The sequence below is a fragment of the Flexivirga alba genome, assembly GCF_042661025.1.
Classification (GTDB): Bacteria; Actinomycetota; Actinomycetes; order Actinomycetales; family Dermatophilaceae; genus Flexivirga; species Flexivirga alba.
Window position 1 is genome coordinate 3,202,848 of sequence record NZ_JBHSWH010000001.1, and the last position, 26,647, is coordinate 3,229,494.

Sequence of the window (26,647 nt, forward strand, 5' to 3'; positions counted from 1 at the left end):
AAGCAGTATCTCCTTTACTGCCGCTGAGTAGCCAACTTACCCGAGTGGAAACTAATTGGCAGTTCCATCCCGAGTGCATGCGCGCCGCAGAAGCATCAAATATTGTGAGAACCTCGAAACCCGACAGGATCGTTGACAACGGTCCTTTGGAGGGCGCACAATTTGGGGACGGGATGGAGCTGACTCGGGCGATTGACTCATGTTTTCGCGGGGATACCTCTGACCTGTTCCGTGTTTCATTCTGAAGACTCGACGAGCTCCCACTGAACCCGCCGTGGCCGTCTCCGAGAGGAAGTCCCTTCATGGGCAATGTCGCCTTCAAGAACGACAGTTGTGGCAGCAAGAGCGGTGAGAGTGTCCCCGTCGGCGGACCGCTCAACCCCGGGGATCAGGTCGAGATCAACGGCAGCATCGACCTCAGCCCGTGCATTGTCGGCAACAGCAACGCGAAGCTCTACACCGTCACTCTGACCGAGCAGTCCGGGTTCTACAACTACGTCGTCACTGTCGTCGCCGAAGGCCCGCATGGTTTCGGCTCCGGCTGGTTCAACCTCTTCTTCACCGACCGCACTGGCGACCGATATGCCCTGGGCATCTGGAAGTCGGAGAAGCTACAGCACACTGTCGCCTACAACAGTTCCGATCCAGGAATTGTCAAGATCGAGTGGGGTTCGTAAGCGTCACCTAGGCGCCGAATACTTGTCCGGGCTATCTCTTGTTCGGACTATCTCGCGATTCACCGACTGAAACGGGGCGACACATATGCGTGCGTTCGACACCGGGAATTCCTATACCGCTCACGCCGAACCCGCTCAAGGCCGCGGCAGCTTGGCCGCACTGGCTGATCGGGTGGGAGTCGATCCGGCCGCAATCCGATGGGTAGGCGGGCCTGGCATCTCGTCCGCTTTGCGCGGTCGTGGGTTGGTCGCCGCAACCTTCGGCTCGACGGTCTACCTCGACCGCAGCGCACTCTTCCGGGTCGGCCCGACCGCCCGGCGGGCCGTGCTCGCGCACGAGCTGGTTCACGTCCTACAGCAGACCGAAGGTGCCCGCTGGCACCGACGCGACGACTCCCCGGCGGCCATGGAGGCCGAAGCGGACACACTCGGGCAGCTCGCGGCATACGACCGGCCTCTGCCACCGCGCCGCAGTCGTGCTGAGGCGCCGGTATGCCGACTCCAGGGCCACGACTCGTTCGAGCACCGGCTGCTCGGGGACACCCCGACCAACCTGCTCAGCGCCCTTGTTGCCGGACAGGGCAGCACGGGAGACCGCGATGCCGGCCTGGCCAGCGCCTGCGCGCTGCTGGATTACCTCGGCGCCAACCCGACCAACATCGACCCCGCGAAGGTGTCCGCCCTGGCGGGATTCCCGGTGCGGATGGTCACCCTCACGGGTAGCGGGCTGAAGGTCACTTACGGCGAGCTCAACACGATGGCCGACTTCCTGACCGGAGCGGCCGAGATCGATGAGCTCTCGGTGGACATCATGCTGCCGATCCTGCAGATGGTCCGTCACCAAGGCTGGGAGAAGCTCAACGCCCTGCGCACGACGCCCGACAAGCAGCCCGACTTCGTCTCGTGGCTCAAGTCTTTCTGCCCCGGCTCGGTGGCCGCGATCCTGGAGACAGAGCAGCTGGATTCCCTGACCCACGGCCTCGGCCCGAGTGGCCGCGACCACTACAAGGGGTCACTGGCCCGCAACGCCTGCCACTTCGCGCCATACACCTGGTGGCGATGGAAGGCCTCCTACTCCGTTGCCGTGACGACCGCCAAACAGGCCTACCAGACTGGGAACAGCGAGTTGGTGCGGCAAGCGTGGCTCGCCCACGGCTACGCCGACCACTTCTTGCAGGACTCCTTCGCCGCGGGGCATCTGGTCAACAAGACGCTGGTCATGCAGTGGTTCATCGAGTGGGCCACCGGAGTCCCGCTGCTGCCGGTCTACAACTGGGACGCGTTCAAGACATTGACCCCGGCCAACCAGTCGGGCCTGACGAATCGCCATCTCTATGAGCCGGCGTATGATGGGATCGGCACCGATCCGCAGACCACCGAGGAACAGCCCACTCTCGCCCAGCGGATGGCGAACTCCGGCGTCGTGGCGGCCGCAGGGCAGGACGTCAACCAGGCCTACCAGTCCTATCTCGCCATGCTCGACAGCCCGATCGTGCAGATCGTCACCAACGAACTGCACGACGTCCTGAACGGACGATCGGTCGCCGCGGCCTCCGCCCAAGGTCCGGACTACGTGATCTGGGGTGACGACACCATGCTGAACGGCGGCACGGGGGCCGCGGCTGCAAGTGCCGCAGCCCAGCTGTCGCAGCAGTCGATCGCCGACATCCTCGCGCGTGGCGGCACCGACACCACCGTGCAGCAGATCCAGGCGCTCTTCCCAAGCAAGGTGCAGAGCAACGGCAAACTCGTCTCGCTCGAGGACTGGCACGCGCCGGGCGGAGAGCTGTGGAATCTGTGCCGGTCCGACCAAGTGTTCAACTCCAACCAGACTTGGGCGTTCGGCGGCGGGTCCTACCTAATGCCGGACCTGGGTGTCGTGTCGGTCGACCAGTCCGGCAGCTGGGTCCCGCCGGGCAGCACCGCCCCGTTCAGCACGAACGACGCCGGCAAGACCAGCGGGACGAGCAGATCCGAGATCGGCTGCCTGCAGCCCGGCGGCAGCGTGGTGATGAACGAGAGTGAGGACCTGAGCTCCTGCATCGTCGGCAACAGCGGCGCCAAGGTCTACAGCGTGAAACTGGCCAAGCAGTCCGGCTTCTACAGCTACGTCGTCAGCGTCGTCGCCGAAGGCCCGCACGGCGCCTTCTCCGGGTCGATGTACCTCTACTTCACCGACCGCACCGGCGACCGCTACTCCCTGAGCATCTTCAGGGCGAACAAGCTGCAGCACACCGTTGCCTTCAACAGCGCGGACCCGGGGATCGTAAAGATCGAGTGGAGCTGACCCGGGTGGCCTTTGCCACCGGCTCGCTCTCACCACGTTAGGTCTCTGAAAAAAGGAGCAGACGCCGTGACCGAAACCGTCCACTTCGACCTGAGTTTCCTCGGCGACGCGCACGCCAGCGCTGACTACAGACTCCGCTTCGCCGGCAACTCCTACCCGCTTGCCCGGCACACTCCCGAGACGTTGGACGCCGCGGGCCTGAATGGGTTCGGGTGTGCCCCGCCCACGCATCTCGCGCAGGCCGTCGCCGCCAAGCCGGGAAAGGTCGGGCTCTACCAGGTCCTCGGTCCGCCCGACGCGCACGGCTTCCCGACCCTCGCGGCTCTGGCGGTCTCGACCCCTGGTGGATCGAGGATCTTCACCGCCGCCGACGTCGCCCAGGCCGTCGTCTTCCTCAACCCGAGTGTCTCGGTGCTCACCCCGGGCACGGCCGACAAGGTGCTCGGCCACCTCACCGCGGCCTCGAACCTGCCGGGGTTGCGACTCGCGATCGAGGCCATGGGCGCGCACTGGAACGACCCGGTGCCGATGGTTGACGAAGCTGGACATCCGATCCTCAAATCGAACGGAAAGCCCTACTACACCTACGAACTCGCGCCCATGGTCGCCAACTCGGCGGTGCCGGTCAGCGGGCAATCGAAGGCTGCGATCTACAGCGACGACACTCTGCAGGGCGCGCGCTGGCACCTGAACCCGGGCGTCAGCCACATCGACATGAGCCCGCATGCCGCACCGGCCCGATCGGCCGCGGCCGGCAACGCATCCGGCTACCACGTCAGCCTGGCCGACGGCGGCCCGAACTACGGCGTGGGGCTCACCGTCAACGGCCTGAGCGACGACTTCGTCCTCGACCTGACCGTGACCAACAGTTATCTGCGCCACCTGTCGGTCTTCGTCAGCTTCCTGAAGGCTGACGGCCGCACCGCGATGGTCGTGCCCGACAACATCTGGACCGAGCTGATGAAGGGCGCGATGAAGCCACTCGTCGATGCCTGGCTCGCCCTCGGCCTCGACGACAAGTTCGGCCAGGAGCTGCTCGACCTCATCGAGAGCCACGACAACACCCTGAAGTTCTGCGGCACTGTCGGGGCCGAGACCACGTTCCTCGGCATCCCGGTGTCGCAGGTCGACAAGAACCTCACCTTCGCCCTACCCAAGGACGAGGGCACCGTGGGAAAGGTCCGCCTGCTCGTCGGCAGCCTCGGCACGACGTCCGGCAACGACTGGGATCCGCTGGCAGCCTGGATCGGCATCGCGATGACGTCGATCATCGACCTGGCCATCCCTACCTACGCCCTGATCTCGACCGCTGGCGAGGAGAGCGACGCCCTCTTCGACTCGATGTTCAAGAACGTGCCGTTCCTCGCGACGTTGGCACTCGACGTCTACACCATCGGCAAAGACATCTTCACGGACGACCCCAACACGGGGGCGGATATCAAGGACGCCCTCATCTCCTTGACGAGCACCATCGTGACCAAGGTGCTGACCGCCGCCGACGTCGCAGCACAACTCGCCCTCTACTTCGGCTTGGAGGAGGCGGAGGAGTCCATTCCGTATGTCGGCTGGGCACTGAAGGCTCTGGCGATGGAGGCCGCCGCGATGCAGCTCGCCCAGACGATCGGCGAGGTCGTCTCCTCGCCACGGGTCGTCGAGTTCGACCTGACGGTCACCATGGACGCAGTCATCACCCTGACCCCAGCACACGAGAACGGGCACGCCGGCGAGTTCCCCGCAACGGCAACGAACGTCACGGTCACCGCGCAGTACAGCGACAACACGACGCGCACCTGGTCGGGCCCGATCGATGTCGGCAAAGAGGCATCACTGGTGATCCGCTGGGACAAGGTGCCCGTCGGAGGCAAGGTCACTTTCGTCGTCGCGATGTTCTCGGCGGAGGGCTGGGGCGTCGGCAAGGGTCAGTCGGACACGGTGGTCAACGAGATCAACGACGCCAAGAGCGGCGTACTGGCTCTCGGCATCGAGGTGCAGCAGCAGCTTTATCCGATCGGCGCCGACACCGCTTACGTGCACAACCAGCTCCTCACGTACACCGATGGCGCCGGCTACGAGTGGCACGAGACTCCCGACGCACCGACCGAGACCGCCGAGAACCTCGGTAGCGGGCCTGCCGGGCACGTCCTCGAGGCGCTCAACGCGATCACGATCAGCGACGACCTCGGCATCCTCGGCTACGGCTGGGAGGCTTCCGGTCTCGGCATACCTCCGATCGACACGGACGCCGATACCGAGCTGAGCACGATGCAGAACATCGGCCTCAAGGCGCTCGCCGATGACAGCAGCCCGACGTGGCCGCAGGCCGGCTACATGACTGCACCCGAGGGCTACTCCAAGACACCCATGCTGCTCTACGTGCGAACCGCGGGCGGCGATCCGCTCTCCGGGCCGGGCCTGTTCTTCCTGGACCCGACGGGCGACCCGCAGACCGGCTACCACCTGAGGCAGGTCAGCGCGGTGACGAGCCCGCGTGTTCCCTTTGACGACCCGTCGCGCCGCTTCGACCTCTCGCGCGGCACGAGCTGGGGCCGCTTCGCCAGCATGCCGACCTCGCTCGCCATACATTCCAACGGCTATGTCGTCGGGGTCAATCCGTCCGCCGACAACATGCAGATCCTTCGGCTCGCCACTACCGGCACCCCAGATAGACAAGCTCCGTGGGCCTGTATGCCGCTCGGTCCGGGCACGGGACCGGGACGACTCGGAGCCCCGGCCCTCACCTGCATCAGACCGGACCAGACGATCCTCGTCCTGGAGGCACGCAACGAACGGATCCAGGCCTTCAGCCGGGGAGGGCATCCGGTGCCGGCCTTCCCGGGCACGCCCACGCCCTATTGGGTTCCGCTCGTACCGCACGCGCCGAAGGGCGCGAGCGTCGTCTACTTGTCGCTCAGCGCGGATGTCGCGGGTTACGCCTACGTCCTGAGCCAGAACGGCAACGGCTACGACCCGTCCGACTTCCACCTGGACATCTACACCCCGACGGGACAACACCTGGTTCACCAACAGGGGCTCGTCGCCGGCGGGCTCACCGTCGACCTGTGGCGCAACATCTACACGTTGAATTTCCAGCAGATCGCAGGCCCGGGCGGGCGCACCGAGCCTTCACTCAGCGAATACCTGCCACACACGCCCGCCCACTGACCGAGGAGACGCACCCGATGGATCCGATCACAACCTGGCAGCTCTCGGTCGACGGTGTCGGCAGCGCGGAGATCGGCACCGGCGAGTACCGGTATGCCGGCGGGTTCGTCATTGCAGTGCTCGGAGGGAGCGGAGACGGCTGGGCCGTCTTTAACCTCGGCAACAGTGAGGTCGCGCTCGCGGCCGGTGTGGCGGACCAGGACAACCACGTGTGGACGTACTACTGGAACTCGTACGAGGCCATGCCGGGCGGCTACCGCAATGGCAGCATGCTGCTCTGGTATGGCGTGAACGGGGGATACTCCTCCGACAGCATCGGGCCCGAGCAGACCTTCCGGGTCTCCAATCTCGGCCAGGCGAGGATCTCGCTGCAGGCAACGGCCGGTTCGTTCCCGGGTCAGTACCTTTCCGCCGAGTCGGGCGGCTGGTATCCCCACGAGTGGAGTGTCGGCGACGGCAGTTTCATCTCCTCGCCAAGCCCGGCTCCCATCCGAGTCAGCGGCGATCTGCTCCCGCTCCTGCAGATCACCAACTCCGGCTATGACACCGACCTCAGCGGCCGCGACCTCGGCGCGCTCAGTCTGGCGGCAACGAACCTGGTCAAGTGCGGGTTGGCCGGTGCGAACCTGACCGCCGTCACGTCGATCTCCGGCGCGGACTTCACGAGTGCGAACCTGCGCGGCATACATCTCGGGGGCCATGACCTGGCCACCGCGAAGACCTGGGCACAGGCCGACTTCACCGGTTCGGACCTCACCACGATCGCCGGGGCAGCCTCGGCTCATCTCGAGGAGCGGTCCTGGACAACGCCAACCTGACCGGCCGCAACCTCGCAGGGGCGTTCCTGCAAGGGGCGTCGCTGCGAGGCACGACCCTGACCGGCGCCAACCTGACCGGCGCGCACCTCGAGGGTGCACATCTCGACGGCGCTCATCTGGGCGGGACGGTTCTGCACGGCGCGAGCCTGCAGGGCGCCCACTTCGACGGGTCAGACCTCAGCACCGCGCAGTTCGACCCCGCGCCGCATTTCGCTCGTTCGACCACTTCTCGCACGACCTTTGTCGGCTCGACGGTGCCCTTCCCGGTGCTTGCCGCCGACTGGTCCTACCTGGACCTCACCGGCGCCAACATCACCCAGATCCCTTCTGCCATACGCCATCTCGTGGCCGACCATGCCCTGCTGCCCAACGGCCTACGGCTGGAAGGGGTCGATCTGACGGGAGCATCTTTCGTGAGCACCCGGATGTATGAGGTTCAGTTGCAGGGGGCCAACCTGCAGGGGGCCACCCTGCGCAACGCACTGCTCAGGGGCGCCAAGCTCAGCGGCGCCAACCTGACTCTCGCCAACCTGGACAGCGCCTACCTGATCGCCGAGGGCGCGCCGCTGGTAAGCCCGCCCGGCGCATCGCTGGGCGTGGAGCCCGGGGCCGCGCTGCGGGACAAACTGGAGGCAGCCGTGGTCACCGACGCATTCTTGTTCAACACGATTCTCAACGGTGCGCACTGCGACGGTGTCGACTTCTCCGGGTCGCTTTTCGTGACGGCGGCAGCGGTGAGCGGAAGCCAGTCGGCAAGCGCAGTCGGAGCGACCATGAATTTCACGAAGTTCGACGGATGCTCGGTGGTGCTGGCCGCCTTCAACGGCTCCCAGCTGTCGGCTGCCTCCTTCGCCGCTGCCGACCTCACCGGTGCAAGCTTCCAGGACAACGGGGCCACGGCCACTTCGCTCACGCCGTCCAGCGACCCGACCCACACCCCTGCGAGCGTCTATACCGCTCACCTTGAGGGCACCAACTTCTCCGGCGCCAACATGGACGGGCTCAACATGCGCGAGGCAACCGTCTCGACGTCAGGGGGTGACTTCGAGAAGATCTACAGCGGCTTCGGCGGCGTCAAGGTCCCGGTCGCCTTCCACTACGGGCCGACGCAGCTCGGGACCACGACCAGCAACACCACCTGCCCGGCAGGCAACAACGGACCCTGCTCACTCTGAGGTGGAGCGTCGGGAGACTTCAGGGCCGAGCAGGCAGCTCGCATCCCCATAACCCATTCGAACGTCTCTGGCGCCTCGCGAGCCGCCCGCGACCTCGTTGTTCCACACCTCGCTGTGGGTGGAAATGGGGCCCGGTGTTTCACCCACTACCGTTGGCGGGTGAGTGATGTAGCGAACGGGTCCCCGGCGGCACGCGATATGCCGACTTTCGCCGAGCTCGGGTTGCCCGAGAAGGTGCAGGCCGTGCTACGCGACGTGGGCTACGAGACCCCGTCGGCGGTGCAGGCCGCGACTATCCCGCCGCTGCTGGAGGGCCGCGACGTCGTCGGCGTCGCGCAGACCGGCACTGGCAAGACGGCGGCGTTCGCGCTGCCGATCCTGTCCCGCCTGGACCTGACGCAGAAGGCGCCGCAGGCGCTCGTGCTCGCCCCGACGCGCGAGCTCGCACTGCAGGTGTGCGAGGCCTTCGAGAAGTACGCCGCCCACCTCAAGGGCGTCAAGGTCCTGCCCGTCTACGGCGGCCAGGGGTACGGCGTACAGCTCTCTGCGTTGCGCCGCGGAGTCCATGTGGTTGTCGGCACCCCAGGCCGCATCATGGACCACCTCGACAAGGGCACTCTCGACCTGACCCAGCTGCGTTTCCTCGTCCTCGACGAGGCCGACGAGATGCTCAAGATGGGCTTCGCCGAGGACGTCGAGACAATCCTGGCTGACACCCCCAGCGACAAGAATGTCGCGCTGTTCTCGGCCACCATGCCGCCTCAGATTCGCCGGCTGTCGAAGAAGTACCTCAACGATCCCGTCGAGATCACCGTCAAGGGCAAGACTTCCACGGCGGCCAACATCACCCAGCGCTACCTCACGGTCAGCTATCCGCAGAAGGTTGACGCTCTCACCCGGATCCTCGAGGTCGAGAACTTTGAGGGCATGATCGTCTTCGTCCGCACCAAGAACGAAACCGAGACCCTGGCCGAGAAGCTGCGGGCTCGGGGATTCTCGGCAACGGCGATCAACGGTGACGTGGCCCAGAACGTCCGAGAGCGGACCGTGAACGAGCTCAAGGCCGGGTCCCTCGACATCCTGGTGGCCACCGACGTGGCGGCCCGCGGCCTCGACGTGGAGCGGATCAGCCACGTGGTGAACTACGACATCCCGACCGACACGGAGTCCTACGTGCACCGCATCGGCCGCACTGGCCGGGCCGGGCGCAGCGGCGACGCGATCTCGTTCGTCACGCCGCGGGAGAGGTATCTGCTCAAGCACATCGAAAAGGCCACCCGCCAGCCGCTGACCCCGATGACCTGGCCCAGTGTCGAGGACGTCAACACCACGCGTCTGGCCCGCTTCGACGACCAGATCACCGAGGCGCTGCAGGCGACGGACCGGATTGAGGGCTTCCGCGAGATCGTGGCCCACTACGTCCGCGAGCACGACGTGCCCGAGGTCGACGTGGCCGCCGCACTGGCCGTGGTGGCGCAGGGCGCTGAGCCGCTGCTGCTCGACCCGGCCGCCGAGAAGTCGCGGCGCACCGAGCGACCGGTCCGTGCCGAGCGGCCCGACCGCGGCGCCGGCACCAAGCACAGCTGGGGCAATCGTGCCGAGCACGGCGACCGGCCCGAGCGCGGAGCCAAGCCCGAACGCCGCGTCCGGCCCGGCCGGGTGACGTTCGCGAGCTACCGGATCAACGTCGGCAAGCGGCACAAGGTGCAGCCGCGCCAGATCGTCGGCGCCATCGCCAACGAGGGCGGCCTGAGCCGCAGCGACTTCGGCGCCATCACGATCCGACCCGCCTTCTCGCTCGTCGAGTTGCCGACCGACCTGCCCCCCGAGGTCTGGGACAAGCTGCGCACCACCCGCATCTCGGGCAGGCTGATCGACCTGGCTAAGGAAGACGGCACCCAGGGGTCAACGGAGTCCTCCGAGGACCGGGCGGTTCGCGCGCCCCGTCAGAAGGGCTGATCGGCCGGCCTCACCGGAACATCGGCCCGGACGGGGTCGGTGTGCGGGACCGGCAGATCTCAACAGTCTTCCCTTATCGCATGAAGACCGTGCATGGACGGCGCGAGGCTGTCACGGCGGGTTTCCGTGCCGGCTTGTTCAAAAGATCATCACCTTCGTTAGTCGGCGAAAGTGGACCATGGCATCGGCGCGCACTCGCGGCGGAATGACGTGCGTATGCAATGTGCTGCCGGGGCTGCGCCGGTTCGCAAGGTTTCCCGGCTCTGTAGGGCAACGAACGCAACGCGCGCGGAGCGGATACGGCGACGTGCAGTAATCGGTCGCCCGGTTCTACGCCGTCATTGCGATTAGGTATGTTCACGCTGTGCCCAACAGACCTCCAGCCGGACGGCCACCGTTTGCGCCGTCGCTCGCCGAGGCTGTTGGTCACGTAGTCCTCGAAGCAGCGCAATGCGAGGACACCTTCGGTGAACTGGTGATTCTGCACCGGGGCGTGGCTGACAGGCCCGACGGCGACTGGTGGACCAGCGGAGAGCGACTCGCCGAGGCAGTCTCGAGCCTCGATGATCCAGAAGCTGCTGACATGGCGCGCACCTACCGGTCCCTCCTAGACGACCGGCACAGGATCGTTCATGGACTCTGGCTCGGGTCTGGGGAAGGGTACGTCAACGTGCTGCGGGGCAAGTCGGTCAAGAAGGACCCTCAACGCCCCAACTACGACATGGCTACCGCCACCGAGAAGGCGATTCTGAACGTCGCCGCCGCGTTCAATCAACTGGAAGCGCGCGCCAGCGACGCGGTCGCTCGCCACATGGGTCTCCACTGACGGCGCACCGCTTGCGCACCTGAGTCGGCTACGCCAGTGGCGACAGCAATACGCATGGTGTGTACATAGCGGCGGTAAGAAGCACCTAGGCTCGGCTGGGCCTCTAGAGTCGAAGCATGTCTGAGAAACAGCCTCTCCTCGTAGAGGTCAACGCTGGGGAGTTTGCCGTCTTCGGTGGGATTGATCTGGACGGCGTCACGATCGAGCGGGCTCCACTCCTGCCGAGAGATACGAGGAAATCCTTCGAGGACACTGTCTCGGCAGCGCTGGCTGCAGGAAACGTGGGCGCCCGAGCCGCTGCGGCCTTAGGGAGCTTTGAGGGGCTGGTACGCCTCAGCCCCGCGACGGTCGAGGCGATTAGCGCGGGGGCCACCCCCATGTCGAACGGCATGTTTAACCTTGGATCCTTGACCAACGGCAACGGCCAGATAGTTCAGACCATCCAGTGGACACCTGCGGGGGCGACCACTCTGTCAGCGGCAGCCGCCACGATTGCCCCGGCGCTTGCGCTATTAGGTATCCAGCTGCAGCTTGTCAACATCATTCGGCTCGTGGAAGAAGGAAAGCGGCTGACTGATGCACTACTTGTCGAACTCCGCTCAGACAGCTGGGCCACGGTGCGGGCGCAGCACGAGGGAATGCTGGCGATGGTAGCCGAGGCTCAAGCCATCGGCGCGGTGAATGACAATATCTGGCAAAACGTCCAAGGCAACGAGTTCGTTCTTCGCGATGCCCGAGAGGGATTCCGGCGGAAGGTAGATGAACACCTACTAAAGCTCGACCGCGCCAGTACGCCGACAGAACGGCGCGAGGTCCTCGACCACCACGGCGATGCCATCGTCGCGGACGTTCAGGGGCTGCTGCAAGCACAGGCGGCTTGGTTCACCTACCAGGCCATCCGTGCTGGAAACATACGGTTCAACAGCGATAGGGACTCAACTGCTCAAGAACACCTGATCACCGTTGTTGCGAACGCCCGCCTTCAGCACGCTCAAGACCTCCGCGACGCCACCGGGCTGATAGACGCCCTCGTTCGGCGGTCCTCGGCCATGGTGGAGGCGGAAGACTCGGCAAGTATTCCGTTCGGCAGGAAGCGCCGCGCGGCCAAGCAGGTGGCGTATGCCGGCAAGGCGCTTGCCCAGCAGTTGGCCACACTGCACGACGCGTGGGGCCTGATCGACCCACCACTGCCATCACCAAAGATCACGGCCCGCCAAGATGGCGACGATGTGGAGAGAAGCCTGCGTATTATTCGCTGGCACTTGCATCCGGCTGAGCAGTTGCTTGCGATCACTGTCGCGCAAGACCAGTCATCCTCGCGCGACGCCTGGGCCTGGAAACTCCAAAATGACTGGCTCGTCCTGGCTGTGACGAACGAACGCGTCGTTGTCGCCAAGCAGAAGATGTTCTACGCCAGGGGAGAGATCGTTGACGACATCCCCCTAAGCGATCTTCGATACGTGCGTTACGAGCCCGGATCCGGAAAGCCAAATCGGTCTGAAGCGCGGATGGACATCACTACCGCGAAGGGTGATCTAAAGCTTAAGTTCGCTGACTGGGCCGCGGAGGGAAGGAGCCGCAAGGAGTTGGACTCTCTCGCTCTGTTGCTCCAGAGCCAGATGACACTCCCTGCCACAGAGGTGCCAGGAATCCCCGACGCGATAACCGCCTCCGAGTAGACACCCCCTCGTCGAAGTCCGAACTGACCTGAACGTGTGACGGCGCGACTCCAGGCGAAGCGGGCTCAATGTCCGGACGCGCCAGTCGCAGCGGATGCACGCATCTCGGGGCGCTGTCCGGACCAGCGCGCGGCTCGCGGCGGAAGGGGCGCCCTAGAGTCCTCGCTCATGGAAGCCCTGTGACGCCGACCCGACCGAACATGTTGCCAACCGGCGGTCTGGTGAGGGCGCATGTCGCTAGGGTGCTCGGCGTGACCGACGCTGCGCCCGTAGCCGCCCTCTTGATCGATGCCGACAATGCCGCCTTGGGCAGCCTCGATCAGGTGCTTGCGGCGCTCGCAGACCATGGGGAACTCGCCGTTCGCCGGGCCTACGGAAACTGGTTCAAGTCCGCGCTCAAGGCCTGGGATCCGGAGTTGAACCGTCGCGGAATCCGGCCGGTCCAGCAGTCCGACCCGGTGAAGGGCAAGAATGCCACCGACCTTGCCCTGGTCATCGACGCCGTAGACCTCCACCACACGATCAGGCCAGACGTGTACGCCCTGGTCTCCAGCGACAGCGACTACGCCCCGCTGGCCCACTTTCTGCGCGAGCGCGGCGCGACGGTCATTGGGTTCGGCCGGGCGAACACCGCCCAGTCCTTCCGGGTCGCCTGCACCGTATTCGTCCCCATCGACGACGCGCCCGCTGGTCGGTCGAAGCCAGAACCCAAAAGGCAACCGACCCTCCCCGAGCTACTCGAGGGCGCGATCGCAAGGAACGCAGACAAACAGGGCTGGGCCCGAGTCGGCGCAGTGGCGAACCACATGCGCCAACATCACGGGCAGTCCGCAAAGGACCACGGCAAGGCCACGTGGACCAAGGTGCTGAGGAGCCTCCCGGGCTACGAGTTCCGCAACGAGGGCACGACCAGCGTGGCCGTCCGCATCAAGAAGAGCGGATAGTCAGTCCCGAGGGCAGCCAGCACGGTCAGCACGCGGCGAAGAGACGCAGTCACCTCGAACCGGGGTCGAGGTGAGTGCTGCGATTTCTTCGGTGTGCGCCACCGTAAACTTCGGCGCGTGAGCAACTCTCCGGTGTACCCCACGATGGAGGACGTCATCGGCGACACCCCGCTGGTCCGTCTGCAGCGCCTACCCGGGCCGGAGAACGAACGCCGCGGCAACGTGCTGCTCGCCAAGCTCGAGGGGAACAACCCGGCCGGCTCGGTGAAGGACCGGCCGGCGATTGCCATGATCCGGGGGCTGAGGCGCGAGGGGAGATCTCCCCGGCGACACCCTCCTGGAAGCCACGTCGGGCAACACCGGGATCGGCTTGGCGATGGCGGCGGCGATCAGCGGCTACCCACTGGTCATCGTGATCCCCGAGGACGCCTCCACCGAGCGGATCCAGACGATGAGGGCGTACGGAGCCGACTTGGTCCTCACCCCTGCAGATGGCGGCATGGAAGAGGCCCGGGACGTCGTCACGCGGATGGAGCGGGAGGGCCGCGGCCGGGTCATGGACCAGTTCGGCAACCCGGACAACCCCCGTGCTCACCAGGACGGGACGGGCCCGGAGCTGTGGCGCCAGACCGACGGACGGATCACACACTTCGTGTCCGCGATGGGCACCACCGGCACAATCACCGGGGTCTCGCGGTTCCTGAAGTCGCGAAACTCCAGCATTCAGATCGTCGGGGCACAGCCCGCGGAGGGCTCCAAGATCCCCGGGATCCGCGCCTGGCCACCGGAGTACGTGCCGAAGATCTTCGACCCGTCGACGGTGGACCGGACCGTGGAGGTCACCCAGACGGACGCCGAGGAGACGGCCCGCCGGCTGGCCCGCGAGGAGGGCATCTTCGGTGGTGTCTCAGCGGCCGGCGCCTGCTGGGCCGCCCTGCAGGTGGCCCACGAGGTCGAGGGGGCGACGATCGTCTTCGTGGTCTGCGATCGCGGTGACCGGTACCTCTCCAGCGGCGTGTTCCCCTCCTGAGATTTTGGGCTGACGCTCGGAGACATCCACTCCCTAACGCGCGTCATGAAGTTCCAATCCGTCCGCGAACGTCAGGTCGACTTGCGGCTATGACGAACGGCTCGTTACGGCTCAATTGCAGGCGGAGTCAGCGGATGGACGGATACGCGGGCAAAACGCGCCGCGAGTGATGATCTCAGCGGAGCATTACGCAGTAGAGCGACAACCAACTCGCGCCACACACGAAGCCCCAGGACCAGTATCCAGGGCCAAGATCACGCAAGATCTTCTCCCGGTCATTAGGTCGTTCCGCGAGCCTTCGGCCGAGCGCGTACGTGTCCCCCCACACTCGCCACGACGTACCTGCTGTCGCCAACAACAGCGCCGGCCACTTGAGGAGGTACGAACGACTCGCGGAGGAACACGTATCCGATAAGCGTCATCAAAGGAATGAATCCGAAGACCACGAAGGACTGCAGGCGTTGCCATGCGGCTGGACTGATCGGGATAGGTTCGTTAGCCATACCAGCATCGTGCCGAGCGACACCGACATGCGCTCGATGCAACTAGGGGCCTTGGAGACGGTGGCGGTGTCGGCAGGCGGTCTCGCGATGGACGAGGTCGTCCCCTCCGAATCGATCACAGACCCCCTCAAGCGCAACCCCGTCCCGGCGATATGACGCGCTCGGCGGTGCACGTCCGTACCTAAGGGATGCGTCGCACCCAGACTAGGGCGCATGAGGACGAACCCGGACGGAACAGACGACTCTCGGACGCTCTTCGATGAGCTGCTCGATCTCGTGCCCACAGAGCTATATCGAGAGTTTGGCGAGGTGTTCTACTCCGGCGCCACTTCGTTCGAGCAGCCATCGATGATCTATCTGCTGGGATTCAATCCGGGTGGAGACCCCTCGAAGGCAGAGTTAGGCCGCTACACGATTGCGTCCGATCTGGAGGCATCCCGCAGGCCCGAGAGGCGCGACTGGTCTGGCTTCGAAGACGACTGGCGGGATTTCGGTCCTGGCGCGGTCTCGTTCCAGCGGCGAGTCCGGCACCTGATCTCCGCATGCGGGGTCGGTGACCTTCGCAAGGTGCCGAGTAGCAATGCCATCTTTGTTCGGAGCGCGCGCATTGAGAGTCTGGACGCTCAACGCACAAAGACACTTCTTCGTGACTGCTGGGCTGTCCACGAGAAGGTCATTTCGGCCTTGGGCGTTCGAGTCGTCGTCTGTTTTGGACGGGCGGCAGGCGAGTGGATCAGGGCTCAGGTCGGCGCGAACGGCGAAATGGCAAGCGATACCTTTACCGAGACAAATGAGCGTCGATGGCGAAGTACGACCCACCATGGCCGAGACGGTATCCAGGTTGTGACGCTAAGCCATCCGAGCGTTGCGGACTGGACTAACCCGCGTTCGGACCCAACCGGCCTTGTCGTCAGAGCACTGGAACGTGCAGGAGGCTAGTCGTCCTGGGTCGGTGTCGCGACGACGAAGCAGTGTCCGCTGCGCGGCGGTATGACGCAGGACAGTGCATCAAGCCCCTAGGGCTTCCACTCCACAGTGAGGCTCTTGCTCGTCGAGCCATGCAAAGCCTGCGACGGCATGGGGTGTCCGACGACGAAGCCAAATGGCTGGTACGGCAGGCGTTGGTAGGCGGTGGTGTAGGCCGGGCCCTGTCGGACCTGGTCGATACGCTTGACGACCAAGATCGCGTGATTGTCAGCGCGAACAGGTACCCCAGGGGTTTCGAACCTCACCGGTGGACGATGGGTGAGGAGATGGGCATGGCAGGTGATGGTGGCCGTGGTCGCATCAGCGACACGGAGCGGTTCAAGGTGTACCTGCGGTCCGGAGGTCGGTGCGCCATGTGCGGGAGGTACCTGCTCGAGGGGACGGTGACGCGTCGCCCGATGCGGCTCGGCGAGCTCGCGCACATCGTGGGCGCCAAGCAGACGCCCGGTTCGCCGCGCGGCATAAACCCGCTCCCCAAGAGCGAACGTGAGAAGGCCGACAACCTGATGCTCGTGTGCCGTGACGAGCACACCGAGCTGGACCGCAAGGGCACCCTCGACGTGATGACAGTCGAGAAGCTCCGCGCCATCAAACGGGACCACGAGGCGTGGATCTACCGGATGACGGGCCTGGACCGGAATCGCGGCACTACGGTCCTGCGGATGCTGGGGCGGATCCGTGGTAACACAGTCGAGCTGGCCAGGCCGACCGCGTCGTCGGCGATCCTCGAATCCGACGACCGGTTCCCTGACTTCCCGCTGAGTCACGACCTCCACGGCATCGAGATCGACCTCCAACGGCTGCCCGGCGAGGGCACGAACGAGTACTGGAAGACCGGCATGGCTGCCATCAACGAGGTCATCGAGCACAAGCTCAAGGACGCCGTCGCGGACGGCACCGTGCAACACGTCAGCGTGTTCGCGTTCGCCCGGCTTCCGCTGCTGGTGTACCTCGGCAGCCGCCTCGACGACACGTACGGCGTCGAGCTGTACCAGCGCCACCGCTCGACGGACTCATGGGCGTGGCCAAACACGGATGCGCCGACGCCGCGGTTCGGGGTGACGTCCGAGCGTGCAAACGACGCGGCCGCCAGCTCACCCGCAGTTCTGATTTTGAACGTGTCCGGCACCGTGCACCCCGATGAGCTGCCCCAGGACCTGCGCGGCCTCAACCGTCACGTCCTCGCGCCCGTCGGCGGCACCCAGGCTGGTGTGGACGTCATCAACTCGCCGGAAGCAGTCGCCGCGTTCCGGCACGCGGTTCGGTCCCTGCTGTCCGACCTGGAGGTCTCCGACAAGAAAATGCCCGTCCTGCACTTAGTTGGCGCGCTGCCGCTCGCGGCCGCTGTCGCGCTCGGTCAGGCACGCGACCCGCACGTCCATCCGACGTTTGCCATCTACTGGCGCACCGACGACGGCACCTACGAGCACGCCCTGGACCTGGTATGAAGCTCATCGCGTACCACGAGGCGTTCCTCAAGGACACCGTCAACCTGAACCGCAGCCGCCTGGACCAGCTGGGCACCCGCGTCAGCAGGATCGTGTCGGCCTTGGAGGAGGATGACGAGGTCGGCGACATCCTCGTCGGGCACATCCCGCAGGGATCCTGGGCGCACAATACGATCATCAAGCCGTTGAACAACCACGAGTTCGACGCCGACATCCTCGTCGAGCTCGAAGAGCAGGCCAATTGGTCCGAGCGCGACTACATCACCGCCGTCCGGGACGCGTTCAAGCGGTCCACGACCTACAAGCCACTGGTCCGCAAGAAAAACCGATGCGTCCGCATCGGCTATAACAACGACTGCCACGTCGACGTTGTCCCGTACATCAAGCTCTCCGACGGGCGCCAAGTCATCGTGAACTGGGCCGAGGCGAAATTCGAAGAGACCAATCCCGACGGATTCACCAGCTGGATGAAGGAGCGCGACGACTTCGCGCTGAAGAACCTCCGCAAGGTTTTGCGTCTCCTGAAGAACCTGCGTGACTTCAAGCAGACCTTCACCATCCCGTCGGTCATCTTGACCTTGCTGGTCGCCGAACGCGTCACGTCGTGGGACGCGGACCAGCGCTACAAGGACGTGCCGACGGCGCTGAAGAACATGCTTAACGACCTCGACCAGTGGCTCGACATGTACCCGTTGATGCCCTGGCTCGAGGACCCGTCGTGCCCGGGCACCTACTTCAACCACCGCTGGAATGAGGGCCAGTACAAGAACTTCACGACCATGGTGAAGAAGTACGCCGCGTGGGTCAGCGAGGCGTACGACGAACCGGACAAGGCGATCAGCCTGGCCGCCTGGCAGAAGGTGTTCGGCGACGGCTTCAAGGCGCCCGCTGTCGCTTTGTCGGCGTCGGCGTCCGAGTCGGCGCCCCCGACCCCGGTACGGCTGGAGCGGGCCCCGAACGAGCAGTACATCGAGGAGTTCGGGTTCACCATCAACCTGACTCACGTCGCCCACATCGACGCGACCGCGCTGATGGATGGGTGGCGCAAGAAGGACTTGCGCCGGCTTCGCTGGTTGGCCCGCAACTGTCAGCTCGACTTCAAGGTCACGACCGACGTCCAGGAGCCGTACGACGTGTACTGGAAGGTCCGGAACGTGGGCGTGGCCGAGCATCGACTACGCGGCGAGATCACGCCCGACGACGGACGTCGGACCAAGCGGGAGAACACCCTCTACCCAGGTCGTCACTACGTCGAGGCGTACATCGTTAAGGACGGGCAGGTGCGCGCCATGGACCGCCACGGCGTGCCCATCGAGTAGCTGCGGCTCCGCCCAGCGGCCCCTCGGCGGACACAGCCCCGCCCCTACGCCCATGAGCGGCGCCCGTCAATCATTGCCGTACTCCCACTCATCGGTGCGGATCGTCCGACGCTCGCCGGAATCCGGGTGGCGCGTACCCCGCTTCCGCGGTGCCCTGCACCCGAGCGAGTTGCCACTGGTGGGAACTGAAACTCCCGAAGAAGAATCTGCGAGTGACGCGTCACAGTGGGCGGAGTGTGCCAATGCTATTAGCCTCTCGCGGCAGACGCGGGAGGGCGATGGCCCTATGGGTGACGCCGTACTTCAGGCCGCGGCTGCGGCCACCGCATTGGCCGGGACCTGCGCGGCGATCTTGGGGTCGAATCTTCGCGCCGCTGTGCTGCACGGGTCCCTGACGCTCGGTGATTTTGCATCGGGCCGCAGCGACATCGACCTGCTGCTGATCACCGGACCCGGTGGCCTGTCCCAGGAGGAGCGCGGCCGGATCGTTCACGCAGTCAGCACTGCAGAGACGGGTGCGGCCCGGGCGATCGACCTCCTCGCGGTCACGTCAACCACCGCCGGTGCGCCCAGTCGCACGCCGGCGACTGAACTCCAGGTGTCCCGCTACCCGGACGAGATGCACGTGGAAGAAGCGCAGGCGGACGAAGACGTTGCCGTCGAGTTGTCGATGGCGCGTGCCACTGGCCGTTCGCTGATCGGTGCGCCGGTCGAGCAGGTGATTGGCGCAGTTCCGGCCCAGTGGGTGAAAGACCGAGGCATGTTCTGGCTTCGACGATGGCTCACCCTCGCGGACGACGCGGAGCACGCCGAGCTCATGGTGCTCACCGCTTGCCGTATCTGGCACGTCGACGTCGAGGGCACTTACTGCTCCAAACCCCAGGCGGGCGAATGGGCGTTTGCTCGTGATCCGTCGCTGACCGCCATCACGCAAGCGATCCGCCAACGCCACGGCGACGCGAACGCGATCATCCCGGCCGACGACGTGACGCACGTGCTGCGAACCATTTTGGACGCAGTCGGCACCCGGACGTGAGGTAGTCCCAGCTGGGCTGGTTAGCCTCGAAACTGGTCCACCGCGACCCGGTAGCCACCCTTCGAGTGAGGACACGAATGACAACGACCACGCAGATCCGGATGGCGGCATACCCGGTCGGTATGCCGCAGGACAGCGACTTCGAGACGGCGACCGTCGAGTTGCCCGCGCTCACCGACGGGCAGGTGCTGCTGCGGACGATCTACCTGTCGCTCGACCCCTACATGCGCGGTCGGATGAGCACCGCCAAGTCGTATGCCGCATCGCTGCAGCCCGGTGACGTGATGCTCGGCGGCACTGTGTGTGAGGTTCTCGAGTCGCGTTCCGAGAAGCTCGCTGTGGGCGACATCGTGCTGGCCTACACCGGCTGGCAGACGCACGCGGTGGCGGACGCCAAGCACCTGCAGCGCCTCGACCCCGAGCAGGCACCGGTGTCGACTGCTGTCGGCGTGCTGGGCATGCCGGGGTTCACGGCATACGCCGGTCTGCTGGAGCTGGGGCGACCGAAGGCGGGGAGACCGTGGTGGTCGCGGCCGCCGCGGGCCCGGTCGGGTCGGCCGTCGGCCAGATCGCCAAGGTCAAGGGCGCCCGAGCGGTCGGCATCGCCGGTGGTCCCGAGAAGTGTCAACTCCTCACGGAGACCTACGGATTCGACGCAGCAGTGGATCACCGGTCGCCCACCTTCGTGGACGACCTTGCCGCGGCAACACCGGACGGCATCGACGTCTACTTCGAGAATGTCGGCGGCCCGGTCACCGAGGCAGTGGTCAAGCGCCTCAACCTCTACGCGCGGATGCCTGTGTGCGGGTTGGTCGCCGGCTACAACGCCACCGAGCGACCTGATGGTCCGGACCAGTTGCCGGGCTTCATGAGAAGGGTGTTGACATTGAGCCTGACGGTGCGCGGATTCATCCAATCCGAATTTGTACCAACGCATTACGAGGCGTTCCAACAGGACATGTCCGCCTGGATCCGGGACGGCAAGGTCCGCTACCTGGAGGACATCGTCGACGGGCTGGAGCACGCACCCGAAGCATTCCGCGGCCTGCTCACCGGGCGTAGCATCGGCAAGTTGCTCGTCCGCGTCGGCGAGGACCCGACCAGGAAGGACCTCTGATGCCTACGGTCAGTGTCCGTTACATCGTGCACGACGTCGACGAGGCGATCGCGTTCTACGTCGATCGCCTGGGCTTCACCGAGGTGATGCACCCGGCGCCGGCCTTCGCGATGCTCGCCCACGGCGATCTGCGGCTCGTGCTCTCTGCTCCAGGTGGCGGTCCCGGCGGCGGCCAGGCGATGGTCGATGGCACAGCGCCCAGCCCTGGTGGCTGGAACCGCTTTGCGCTCGAGGTCGACGACATCGAGTCCCTTGTCGCCGAGCTACGCAACCACGGAGTGCGGTTCCGCAACGACATCGTCAACGGCGTCGGCGGCAAGCAGACGATCGCCGAGGATCCGTCCGGGAACCCGGTCGAACTCTTCGAGCCGACCATCGACGAGGCCCGGCTCGAGTAGAGGTTTCACAACGCCACCGAAGCGCCATTGGCACATTTGACTCCGCACGCGCGTCAGGCGGTTCTTTTGCACAAACGGTCGGGGGTCCGCGGGTTGGGCCTACTGCTCGTGGAGAGGTCCAAATGGGTCGACATTGCTGTCTAGCCAAAGTGCCCCTGTCGGGGCGCCCGTTCCGGGCTGAGAATGGTGTGGTGGCCGCCCGGTCGACGCCGTTTTCCCTATGGTCCTGTGAGGCCGTCGTCTAGCCGGGTGGGGAACCGTGTTGTGGGCCCTTCAATGCTGCCGATCCAGGACTCCACCGGAGTCGTGGTGTGAGCGCGAGGACTAGATTCGCTTGATGCCCTGGCAGTTCCCCCGGGCGGTCACACGTGCCAGTGACCGAACCGACAGAAGGGAGCAGGTGATGGTCTTCGCAGAATCAGAGGACGACGAACAAATCATCGAACGGGTCGCCGCGTTAGACATCGGCAAGGCAGAGGTCGTGTGCTGTGTCCGGTTGCCCGCACCGACGGGCAAGAAACGTCGGATCCAGGAAGTCACCACGCATTCGACGATGGTCGGTGCGTTGAGCGATCTGGCGCAGCGGCTGGTCGACCTGAGGATCCAGCGGGTGGTGATGGAGGCCACCAGCGATTACTGGCGGCCACCGTTCTACCTGTTCGAGGCCCACGGACTGGATCCGTGGCTGGTCAACGCCAAGGACGTCAAGCATCTGCCCGGGCGCCCGAAGACCGACGTGTTGGACTCGGTGTGGTTGTGCAAGGTCGCCGAGCGTCAGATGCTGCGCCCCAGTTTCGTGCCGCCGCCACCGATCCGCCGGTTGCGGGACCTGACCCGCTACCGGGTCGATCTGGTCGGGGTGCGCGGCGCGGAGAAGAACCGGGTGGAGAAACTGCTGGAAGACGCCTGCATCAAGCTGTCCGTGGTCGCCTCGGACATCTTCGGGGTCTCCGGGCGGGCGATGATGGCCGCGATGATCGCCGGGGAACGCGACCCCAGGAAGCTGGCTGACATGGCACGCTCCCGGATGCGACCCAAAATCGGCTTGCTCGAGGAAGCCTTTGCCGGCCTGCGAGTGGGCACCTTCGATGCGCACCACCGGTTCTTGCTGACTCGGATGCTGGCTCGGATCGATGCCGTTGATGCCGACATCGCGGCAGTGGAGGCCCAGATCGAGCAGCACTTGGCCCCTTTCGGTGATGCGGTGGCACGACTGGCTGAAATCCCCGGGATCAAAGCCACCGCAGCCGCGATTATCCTCGCCGAGATCGGGACCGACATGACCCGGTTCCCCACCGCCGGGCATCTTGCGTCGTGGGCCAAGTTCGCCCCAGGAATCAAGTCCAGCGCGGGCAAGAACAAGGGCAACGGTTCCACCGGTCACGGCAACCGTTACCTCGCCCGGGTCCTGGGCGAGGCCGCTGTCGGCGTCGGCCGGACCGACACCTTCCTCGGTGCCCGCTACCGCCGCATCGCCCGCCGTCGAGGCAAGAAGAAAGCCATCGTCGCCGTCGGCAGATCGCTCCTGGTGATCATCTGGCATCTGCTCGCTGACCCCGACAGCCACTTCAAAGACCTCGGCGCCGACCACTACGACAGCCACGTCTCGACCGCAGCCAAACGCCGAAACCACGTTCGCGGCCTGGAAGCCCTCGGCTACCACGTCACCATCGAACCAGCAGCCTGACAGTCCAACTTGGCAAACCCCGGACTCTCTGCCGAGTAACTGCCGCCTGCCTGGTCACCTTCATTCTCGGACTAGGGTTGCGCGATGTCCGACCGCCATGACGAGGAGGGATGCGTAGTCGAGGCCGTCCAGACCCAGGGCACGGTCGAGTTCATCGTCGATGAAACCTGCGGTCGCCGTGATCGCCAGACCAAGCGCCGTCGCCACGAGATAGAGGTTCTGCGAAACGTGCCCGGCGTCGATGAGCGCAAGGCGATAGCCGCGATCGCCATACTTCTGCTTCAGCCGTCCGGCCGCACCCGCGAGCACGACGGTCAACGGCGCATCGGCGAGTTCGGTTTGGTAGAGAACGTATTCACGCAACCACGTGCGGAAATGGCCCTCCTTCAGCAGGCCCAAACTGCCCGCCAAGCTGTCGTAGTGGTAGATCCCCGACGTCAGTGACTGGACCTCGTGCACAACTATAAATACCTCGCACGAGCCGAGGTTTCCCGAGTTCGCAACGTTGCGGCGGAACACGGGGGTACCGTCTGCCAACGAGGTTGTCGTTCTGACGCCGCTGGCGTGGAACAATAAGGAACGAAGGCACGATTGCGATAGACCTCGTTCACCGAAGGCGCGTTCGCTCGACCGCGATTTGATTGCTTCGGACAGAGGCATCGATGGCTCGATCAAGTCTCCATCCAAGTTCCTCGGTGACCCGACAGACATTGCGTCCGGCGCAGACGCGGTCAACTCTTTGACCTCCGCGCTGTAGTGGATCTCGTGTGCCTTATAGAAACGCTTCACTGTTGAGGTGTTCCGAGTGGCCACATGGAATTCATCGCTTGGACTCTCGTCCCACCGACGAGCGATGAGGTCAATTGACGGTTCATCGACGCGCACGACGCCTCCTGGTCACGCAAACGGATGCGGGTGGACATTGAACCCGCCGATCGGGCGGTTCTGAGTAATCCGAGCTGTGCCGAGGTAGGCGGCGTTGTGATCGGGAGACAGCGGAATCATCTGCGGGACAACGACTTTGACGACATGGCCATACGGCTTCACCTCGGTGGCCGTGAGATCCATCCAAAGGACGTCCCAATGATGTGCATCGCGGAAGGAGACGGCCAAACGATGCAGATCATCCCATGTTGTCGGCTCGCTCCAGGAGGTCGTGGCAACTTCATCGAACTCGATAGCGGGCGCGTCATCGAGCAAGAAGTTGAACGCGACCCGGTGCTCGCCGTCTGCGTAGAACATGGCGTGGTCCTCAAGGGTCGTGACGTCGCGGGCCGCCGCAGGCGATCGGCGGCCCTCTCGCTGCCAATGTGGAGCGATCGCCAGGAGTGAGACCGCTTCGTCGATCGCCTTGGAGCATGCAGACGCGAGATCGTCCTTGACTGCCGCACCGCACGAAATGCGTGGGTACGACGGCGACTCGATCACGCAGAAGCATCCAGGCGCCGGGAAGTCGTCGGTGAGGGAGAACAAATGCACGGAGCGGCCGCTTCGCTCGAGTTCGCGAAGCCGCAATCGAAGCGTGATCGGGACTCGTTTCGAGGTCTTGAACGTGACGCGAGGCAGCGGAGTGCGACACCACCACATGCGCATCAGTGCATCTCGCTCGGCAACTTCGCACAACCCACGCCAAAGAGCACCCGTGAGTGTCGGCGCGAACGCGAGACCCGTGGAGATTGGAAGGGTGATAGGGCGTTCCGGCGCTGCCGGCATGAAGTTGAGGCAGGCCATGGTTGCCGGCACCAGAACCGTCGATCCCTCGGCGAGGGTGACCAACTCCGTCACGGTGACTTCTCCGGTTCCGTCTGCCGGAGCGAGCCACGCGGTCCCGGCTTCTGACGGGTCGCAGCGAGGGGCTTCGATGCGCAGGCTCGACATCGGAATCATCATCAGAGGGGTCTGCGCATTCATTGCGGAGTAACGCTCTGCACCTTCGCCGATCGCACGGGTTGTGGCTTCACTGAGGTCGATGGATGTTCCGGCACTGGCGGCGTGCTCCGCCGAGAACGCCGTCCCCACCGGCGCCCGGGCGAGGACCGCGTTGCTGATCCACCATCGTGGTGAGGGAGCGGCAAGCCGCTCGGTGGTCACTTGCCCGAAGAGGCCGAATCTGTTGTCGCTCAGCTCCTCTGCAAGGCGAGTCATACGAAGTCCGTCGCGGTGGTGTGCACCGACGTCCGGCTGCATACAGGACAGCGCGGCACACGTGAGACTCGGTTGGTGCACATCGTCCCGCGGACGCCCTCGACGGACGTGACGTGGTTCAGCAGTGTCGGTGCTGCGATACCTGTCAGAATTCGAACAGCCTCCATCACGACAAGGGATGCGTACAACGCCGCGACCGGCAACGCCTCGCTGAGAACGTGCGTCGGAGTGTCCGAGCCCTCGACGTGTGCGCGATAGAGCAGGTTTTCCATGGCCGAAGAACTCATGCTCTGCTCGCGCAGCCGCATGCACTCGTAGCATGCGGATTCACCGGGCTGGACGAGCGGTCCGAGATCCATTCGTGACTCGGCGACGACGGCGAGCAAGAGGCGTGTGTCGGTGTCGCAGCAGATTCGATTCGTGAGCGTTGGTACCTCAGTGGACACTCCCGCGACCGCGCACACGACGAGGTCGACGTCGCATACGAGGTCATCGACCCGCTGCGCCAAGGAGTCGATTGCCACGGTGCCGCGTTCAGTGTGACGCGCCTGCTGAGTCGTCGTGGATGGTGGAGGCTCGCTGGCGGCGTCCACCGTCTCAACCATGCCGACGCCGCTGCCGCGAAGCAGTTCGGCCACGCAAGTCCCGAAGGTGCCCGACGAGACCAGCAGAACCCGAGCCACCGCCAGTCGGCTCTGCACCTCGCTACCGGCTGACGCATTACCCGCAATGCCGAGGTGCCTTCCCCAAAACACAGCCTGGTCACGAATTGTGCTGTCGTCACCCTGTACGGCCTGGGTGGACGGTGCTTCTTCCTGCATCAGAAGTCCCTTGCTGTGAAGCAAGGAAAGGAGCTTCGCTACGGGGGTACGACCAACCTCTGCGGGTGCCCGTGACACCAGATCAGCAATGGAGGTGTTGCCGTCCATCGCCACTCGCAGGTAGGCCCAAGCTCCGGCGGCCGACCGGCCCCGGACCACGACCGGGAAGGCGCCACCTCGGAATTGGATACCAAGGCCATCAGGCATGTCGAAGATGTCGAGGTCGTCCACCAATCGCGGAGTCTGGGGGACCCGGACGTTCGGATCGAACAGGTGAACAAGCGCTTCCTGAAGGGCTCCGTCGCCCAGGCCCCCGACTCGCCCATGTCGTACTACTCGGACTTTGTGGGTGTTTCGCCAGCCGCGTTGGCATAACACATGATCGTGCCAACTGTTCCGGCGCACATGACGCATCCTCCCGCACAGCCGAAGTGGCCCATGCAGTAGAGCGTGCCGACGCAGTGGCATGACGGCAACGCCGTAGCGTTGGCCGTGCCACCGGAGGGTATGTCGAGAGCCTCGATGTCGAGTTCTGCCATTCCCTCTTGCATTGCTTGCACGTACGCGCGGTAAGCAGCCGCGTGAACGTCAGCGAGATTCTTGTGCTGACCAGCCATATTTACCTCCCG

General features: G+C 65.0%; 20 protein-coding genes and 3 pseudogenes. 20 read left to right on the plus strand and 3 right to left on the minus strand.

Going from position 1 to position 26,647, the window contains the following annotated elements:
* Positions 1-302: 302 nt before the first annotated feature.
* The 20 genes and pseudogenes from ACFQDH_RS15740 to ACFQDH_RS15830 all read left to right on the plus strand — a co-directional run bounded on the left by ACFQDH_RS15740 (position 303) and on the right by ACFQDH_RS15830 (position 23,052).
* Positions 303-677, plus strand: a complete 375-nt coding sequence (locus ACFQDH_RS15740) for a hypothetical protein (protein ID WP_382403364.1) — start codon at positions 303-305, stop codon at positions 675-677.
* Positions 678-762: 85 nt separating this feature from the next.
* A complete protein-coding gene (locus ACFQDH_RS15745) occupies positions 763-2,964 on the plus strand; it encodes an eCIS core domain-containing protein (protein WP_382403365.1) in 2,202 nt (733 codons plus the stop codon).
* Positions 2,965-3,030: 66 nt separating this feature from the next.
* The gene (locus tag ACFQDH_RS15750; RefSeq protein ID WP_382403366.1) at positions 3,031-6,126 is read left to right on the plus strand and encodes an NHL repeat-containing protein; all 3,096 of its coding nucleotides are present in this window, start codon (positions 3,031-3,033) and stop codon (positions 6,124-6,126) included.
* A gap of 17 nt (positions 6,127-6,143) precedes the next feature.
* Positions 6,144-6,944, plus strand: coding sequence for a pentapeptide repeat-containing protein (locus ACFQDH_RS15755; RefSeq protein WP_382403367.1), 801 nt, complete (start codon positions 6,144-6,146; stop codon positions 6,942-6,944).
* A gap of 26 nt (positions 6,945-6,970) precedes the next feature.
* Positions 6,971-7,114: pseudogene (locus ACFQDH_RS15760) on the plus strand (pentapeptide repeat-containing protein); the annotation flags it as partial.
* A 96-nt stretch (positions 7,115-7,210) separates the two neighbouring features.
* Positions 7,211-8,119: a pentapeptide repeat-containing protein gene (locus ACFQDH_RS15765; RefSeq protein WP_382403368.1), complete on the plus strand. Its 909-nt coding sequence runs from the start codon at positions 7,211-7,213 to the stop codon at positions 8,117-8,119.
* Between the two features lie 198 nt (positions 8,120-8,317).
* Positions 8,318-10,078 (plus strand): DEAD/DEAH box helicase, encoded by a 1,761-nt coding sequence (locus tag ACFQDH_RS15770; protein ID WP_382404878.1) that lies wholly within the window; start codon positions 8,318-8,320, stop codon positions 10,076-10,078.
* Positions 10,079-10,553: 475 nt separating this feature from the next.
* On the plus strand, positions 10,554-10,904 hold the full coding sequence (locus tag ACFQDH_RS15775) for a hypothetical protein (RefSeq protein WP_382403369.1): 351 nt from the start codon (positions 10,554-10,556) through the stop codon (positions 10,902-10,904).
* 116 nt (positions 10,905-11,020) lie between these two features.
* Positions 11,021-12,583, plus strand: coding sequence for a hypothetical protein (locus ACFQDH_RS15780; protein ID WP_382403370.1), 1,563 nt, complete (start codon positions 11,021-11,023; stop codon positions 12,581-12,583).
* 251 nt (positions 12,584-12,834) lie between these two features.
* Positions 12,835-13,527, plus strand: a complete 693-nt coding sequence (locus tag ACFQDH_RS15785; protein WP_382403371.1) for an NYN domain-containing protein — start codon at positions 12,835-12,837, stop codon at positions 13,525-13,527.
* Between the two features lie 144 nt (positions 13,528-13,671).
* Positions 13,672-13,779: pseudogene (locus ACFQDH_RS23940) on the plus strand (cysteine synthase B); the annotation flags it as partial.
* A gap of 124 nt (positions 13,780-13,903) precedes the next feature.
* The gene (locus tag ACFQDH_RS15790) at positions 13,904-14,557 is read left to right on the plus strand and encodes a pyridoxal-phosphate dependent enzyme (RefSeq protein WP_465253878.1); all 654 of its coding nucleotides are present in this window, start codon (positions 13,904-13,906) and stop codon (positions 14,555-14,557) included.
* 716 nt (positions 14,558-15,273) lie between these two features.
* Positions 15,274-15,999: a uracil-DNA glycosylase family protein gene (locus ACFQDH_RS15795; protein WP_382403372.1), complete on the plus strand. Its 726-nt coding sequence runs from the start codon at positions 15,274-15,276 to the stop codon at positions 15,997-15,999.
* A 320-nt stretch (positions 16,000-16,319) separates the two neighbouring features.
* Complete coding sequence (locus ACFQDH_RS15800) at positions 16,320-17,495, plus strand: SAVED domain-containing protein (RefSeq protein WP_382403373.1); 1,176 nt, start codon at positions 16,320-16,322, stop codon at positions 17,493-17,495.
* Positions 17,492-18,814, plus strand: coding sequence for an SMODS domain-containing nucleotidyltransferase (locus ACFQDH_RS15805; RefSeq protein ID WP_382403374.1), 1,323 nt, complete (start codon positions 17,492-17,494; stop codon positions 18,812-18,814). The genes ACFQDH_RS15800 and ACFQDH_RS15805 overlap by 4 nt, the downstream gene beginning before the upstream one ends.
* A 286-nt stretch (positions 18,815-19,100) precedes the next feature.
* Entirely contained in the window at positions 19,101-19,850 is a 750-nt protein-coding gene (locus ACFQDH_RS15810; protein ID WP_382403375.1) for an aminoglycoside adenylyltransferase domain-containing protein, read from the plus strand.
* A gap of 122 nt (positions 19,851-19,972) precedes the next feature.
* A pseudogene (locus tag ACFQDH_RS15815) lies at positions 19,973-20,200 on the plus strand (NADP-dependent oxidoreductase); the annotation flags it as partial.
* A gap of 173 nt (positions 20,201-20,373) precedes the next feature.
* Positions 20,374-20,967 (plus strand): zinc-binding dehydrogenase, encoded by a 594-nt coding sequence (locus ACFQDH_RS15820; protein ID WP_382404879.1) that lies wholly within the window; start codon positions 20,374-20,376, stop codon positions 20,965-20,967.
* Positions 20,967-21,365: a VOC family protein gene (locus tag ACFQDH_RS15825; RefSeq protein ID WP_382403376.1), complete on the plus strand. Its 399-nt coding sequence runs from the start codon at positions 20,967-20,969 to the stop codon at positions 21,363-21,365. Before ACFQDH_RS15820 ends, ACFQDH_RS15825 begins: the two co-directional genes overlap by 1 nt.
* 403 nt (positions 21,366-21,768) lie before the next feature.
* Positions 21,769-23,052, plus strand: coding sequence for an IS110 family RNA-guided transposase (locus ACFQDH_RS15830; RefSeq protein WP_382399183.1), 1,284 nt, complete (start codon positions 21,769-21,771; stop codon positions 23,050-23,052).
* Between the two features lie 60 nt (positions 23,053-23,112).
* On the opposite strand, the gene ACFQDH_RS15835 is transcribed toward ACFQDH_RS15830, so the two are convergent.
* From ACFQDH_RS15835 to ACFQDH_RS15845, 3 genes are read right to left on the minus strand one after another with little or no spacing between them, the layout of a single operon-like run.
* Entirely contained in the window at positions 23,113-23,937 is an 825-nt protein-coding gene (locus ACFQDH_RS15835; RefSeq protein ID WP_382403377.1) for a SagB/ThcOx family dehydrogenase, read from the minus strand.
* Between the two features lie 12 nt (positions 23,938-23,949).
* Positions 23,950-25,197, minus strand: a complete 1,248-nt coding sequence (locus tag ACFQDH_RS15840; RefSeq protein WP_382403378.1) for a YcaO-like family protein — start codon at positions 25,195-25,197, stop codon at positions 23,950-23,952.
* Entirely contained in the window at positions 25,194-26,018 is an 825-nt protein-coding gene (locus ACFQDH_RS15845) for a TOMM precursor leader peptide-binding protein (RefSeq protein ID WP_382403379.1), read from the minus strand. Before ACFQDH_RS15845 ends, ACFQDH_RS15840 begins: the two co-directional genes overlap by 4 nt.
* Positions 26,019-26,647 lie beyond the last annotated feature (629 nt).

Excerpts from the sequence above, each read along its gene's own strand:
- ACFQDH_RS15810 (WP_382403375.1), top strand. The coding sequence starts at position 19,101 with ATGGGTGACGCCGTACTTCAGGCCGCGGCTGCGGCCACCGCATTGGCC.
- ACFQDH_RS15845 (WP_382403379.1), bottom strand. The coding sequence starts at position 26,018 with ATGCAGGAAGAAGCACCGTCCACCCAGGCCGTACAGGGTGACGACAGC.
- ACFQDH_RS15795 (WP_382403372.1), top strand. The coding sequence starts at position 15,274 with ATGAGGACGAACCCGGACGGAACAGACGACTCTCGGACGCTCTTCGAT.
- ACFQDH_RS15840 (WP_382403378.1), bottom strand. The coding sequence starts at position 25,197 with ATGACTCGCCTTGCAGAGGAGCTGAGCGACAACAGATTCGGCCTCTTC.
- ACFQDH_RS15740 (WP_382403364.1), top strand. The coding sequence starts at position 303 with ATGGGCAATGTCGCCTTCAAGAACGACAGTTGTGGCAGCAAGAGCGGT.
- ACFQDH_RS15825 (WP_382403376.1), top strand. The coding sequence starts at position 20,967 with ATGCCTACGGTCAGTGTCCGTTACATCGTGCACGACGTCGACGAGGCG.
- ACFQDH_RS15770 (WP_382404878.1), top strand. The coding sequence starts at position 8,318 with ATGCCGACTTTCGCCGAGCTCGGGTTGCCCGAGAAGGTGCAGGCCGTG.
- ACFQDH_RS15830 (WP_382399183.1), top strand. The coding sequence starts at position 21,769 with ATGGTCTTCGCAGAATCAGAGGACGACGAACAAATCATCGAACGGGTC.
- ACFQDH_RS15780 (WP_382403370.1), top strand. The coding sequence starts at position 11,021 with ATGTCTGAGAAACAGCCTCTCCTCGTAGAGGTCAACGCTGGGGAGTTT.
- ACFQDH_RS15805 (WP_382403374.1), top strand. The coding sequence starts at position 17,492 with ATGAAGCTCATCGCGTACCACGAGGCGTTCCTCAAGGACACCGTCAAC.
- ACFQDH_RS15790 (WP_465253878.1), top strand. The coding sequence starts at position 13,904 with ATGGCGGCGGCGATCAGCGGCTACCCACTGGTCATCGTGATCCCCGAG.
- ACFQDH_RS15745 (WP_382403365.1), top strand. The coding sequence starts at position 763 with ATGCGTGCGTTCGACACCGGGAATTCCTATACCGCTCACGCCGAACCC.
- ACFQDH_RS15755 (WP_382403367.1), top strand. The coding sequence starts at position 6,144 with ATGGATCCGATCACAACCTGGCAGCTCTCGGTCGACGGTGTCGGCAGC.
- ACFQDH_RS15800 (WP_382403373.1), top strand. The coding sequence starts at position 16,320 with ATGGCAGGTGATGGTGGCCGTGGTCGCATCAGCGACACGGAGCGGTTC.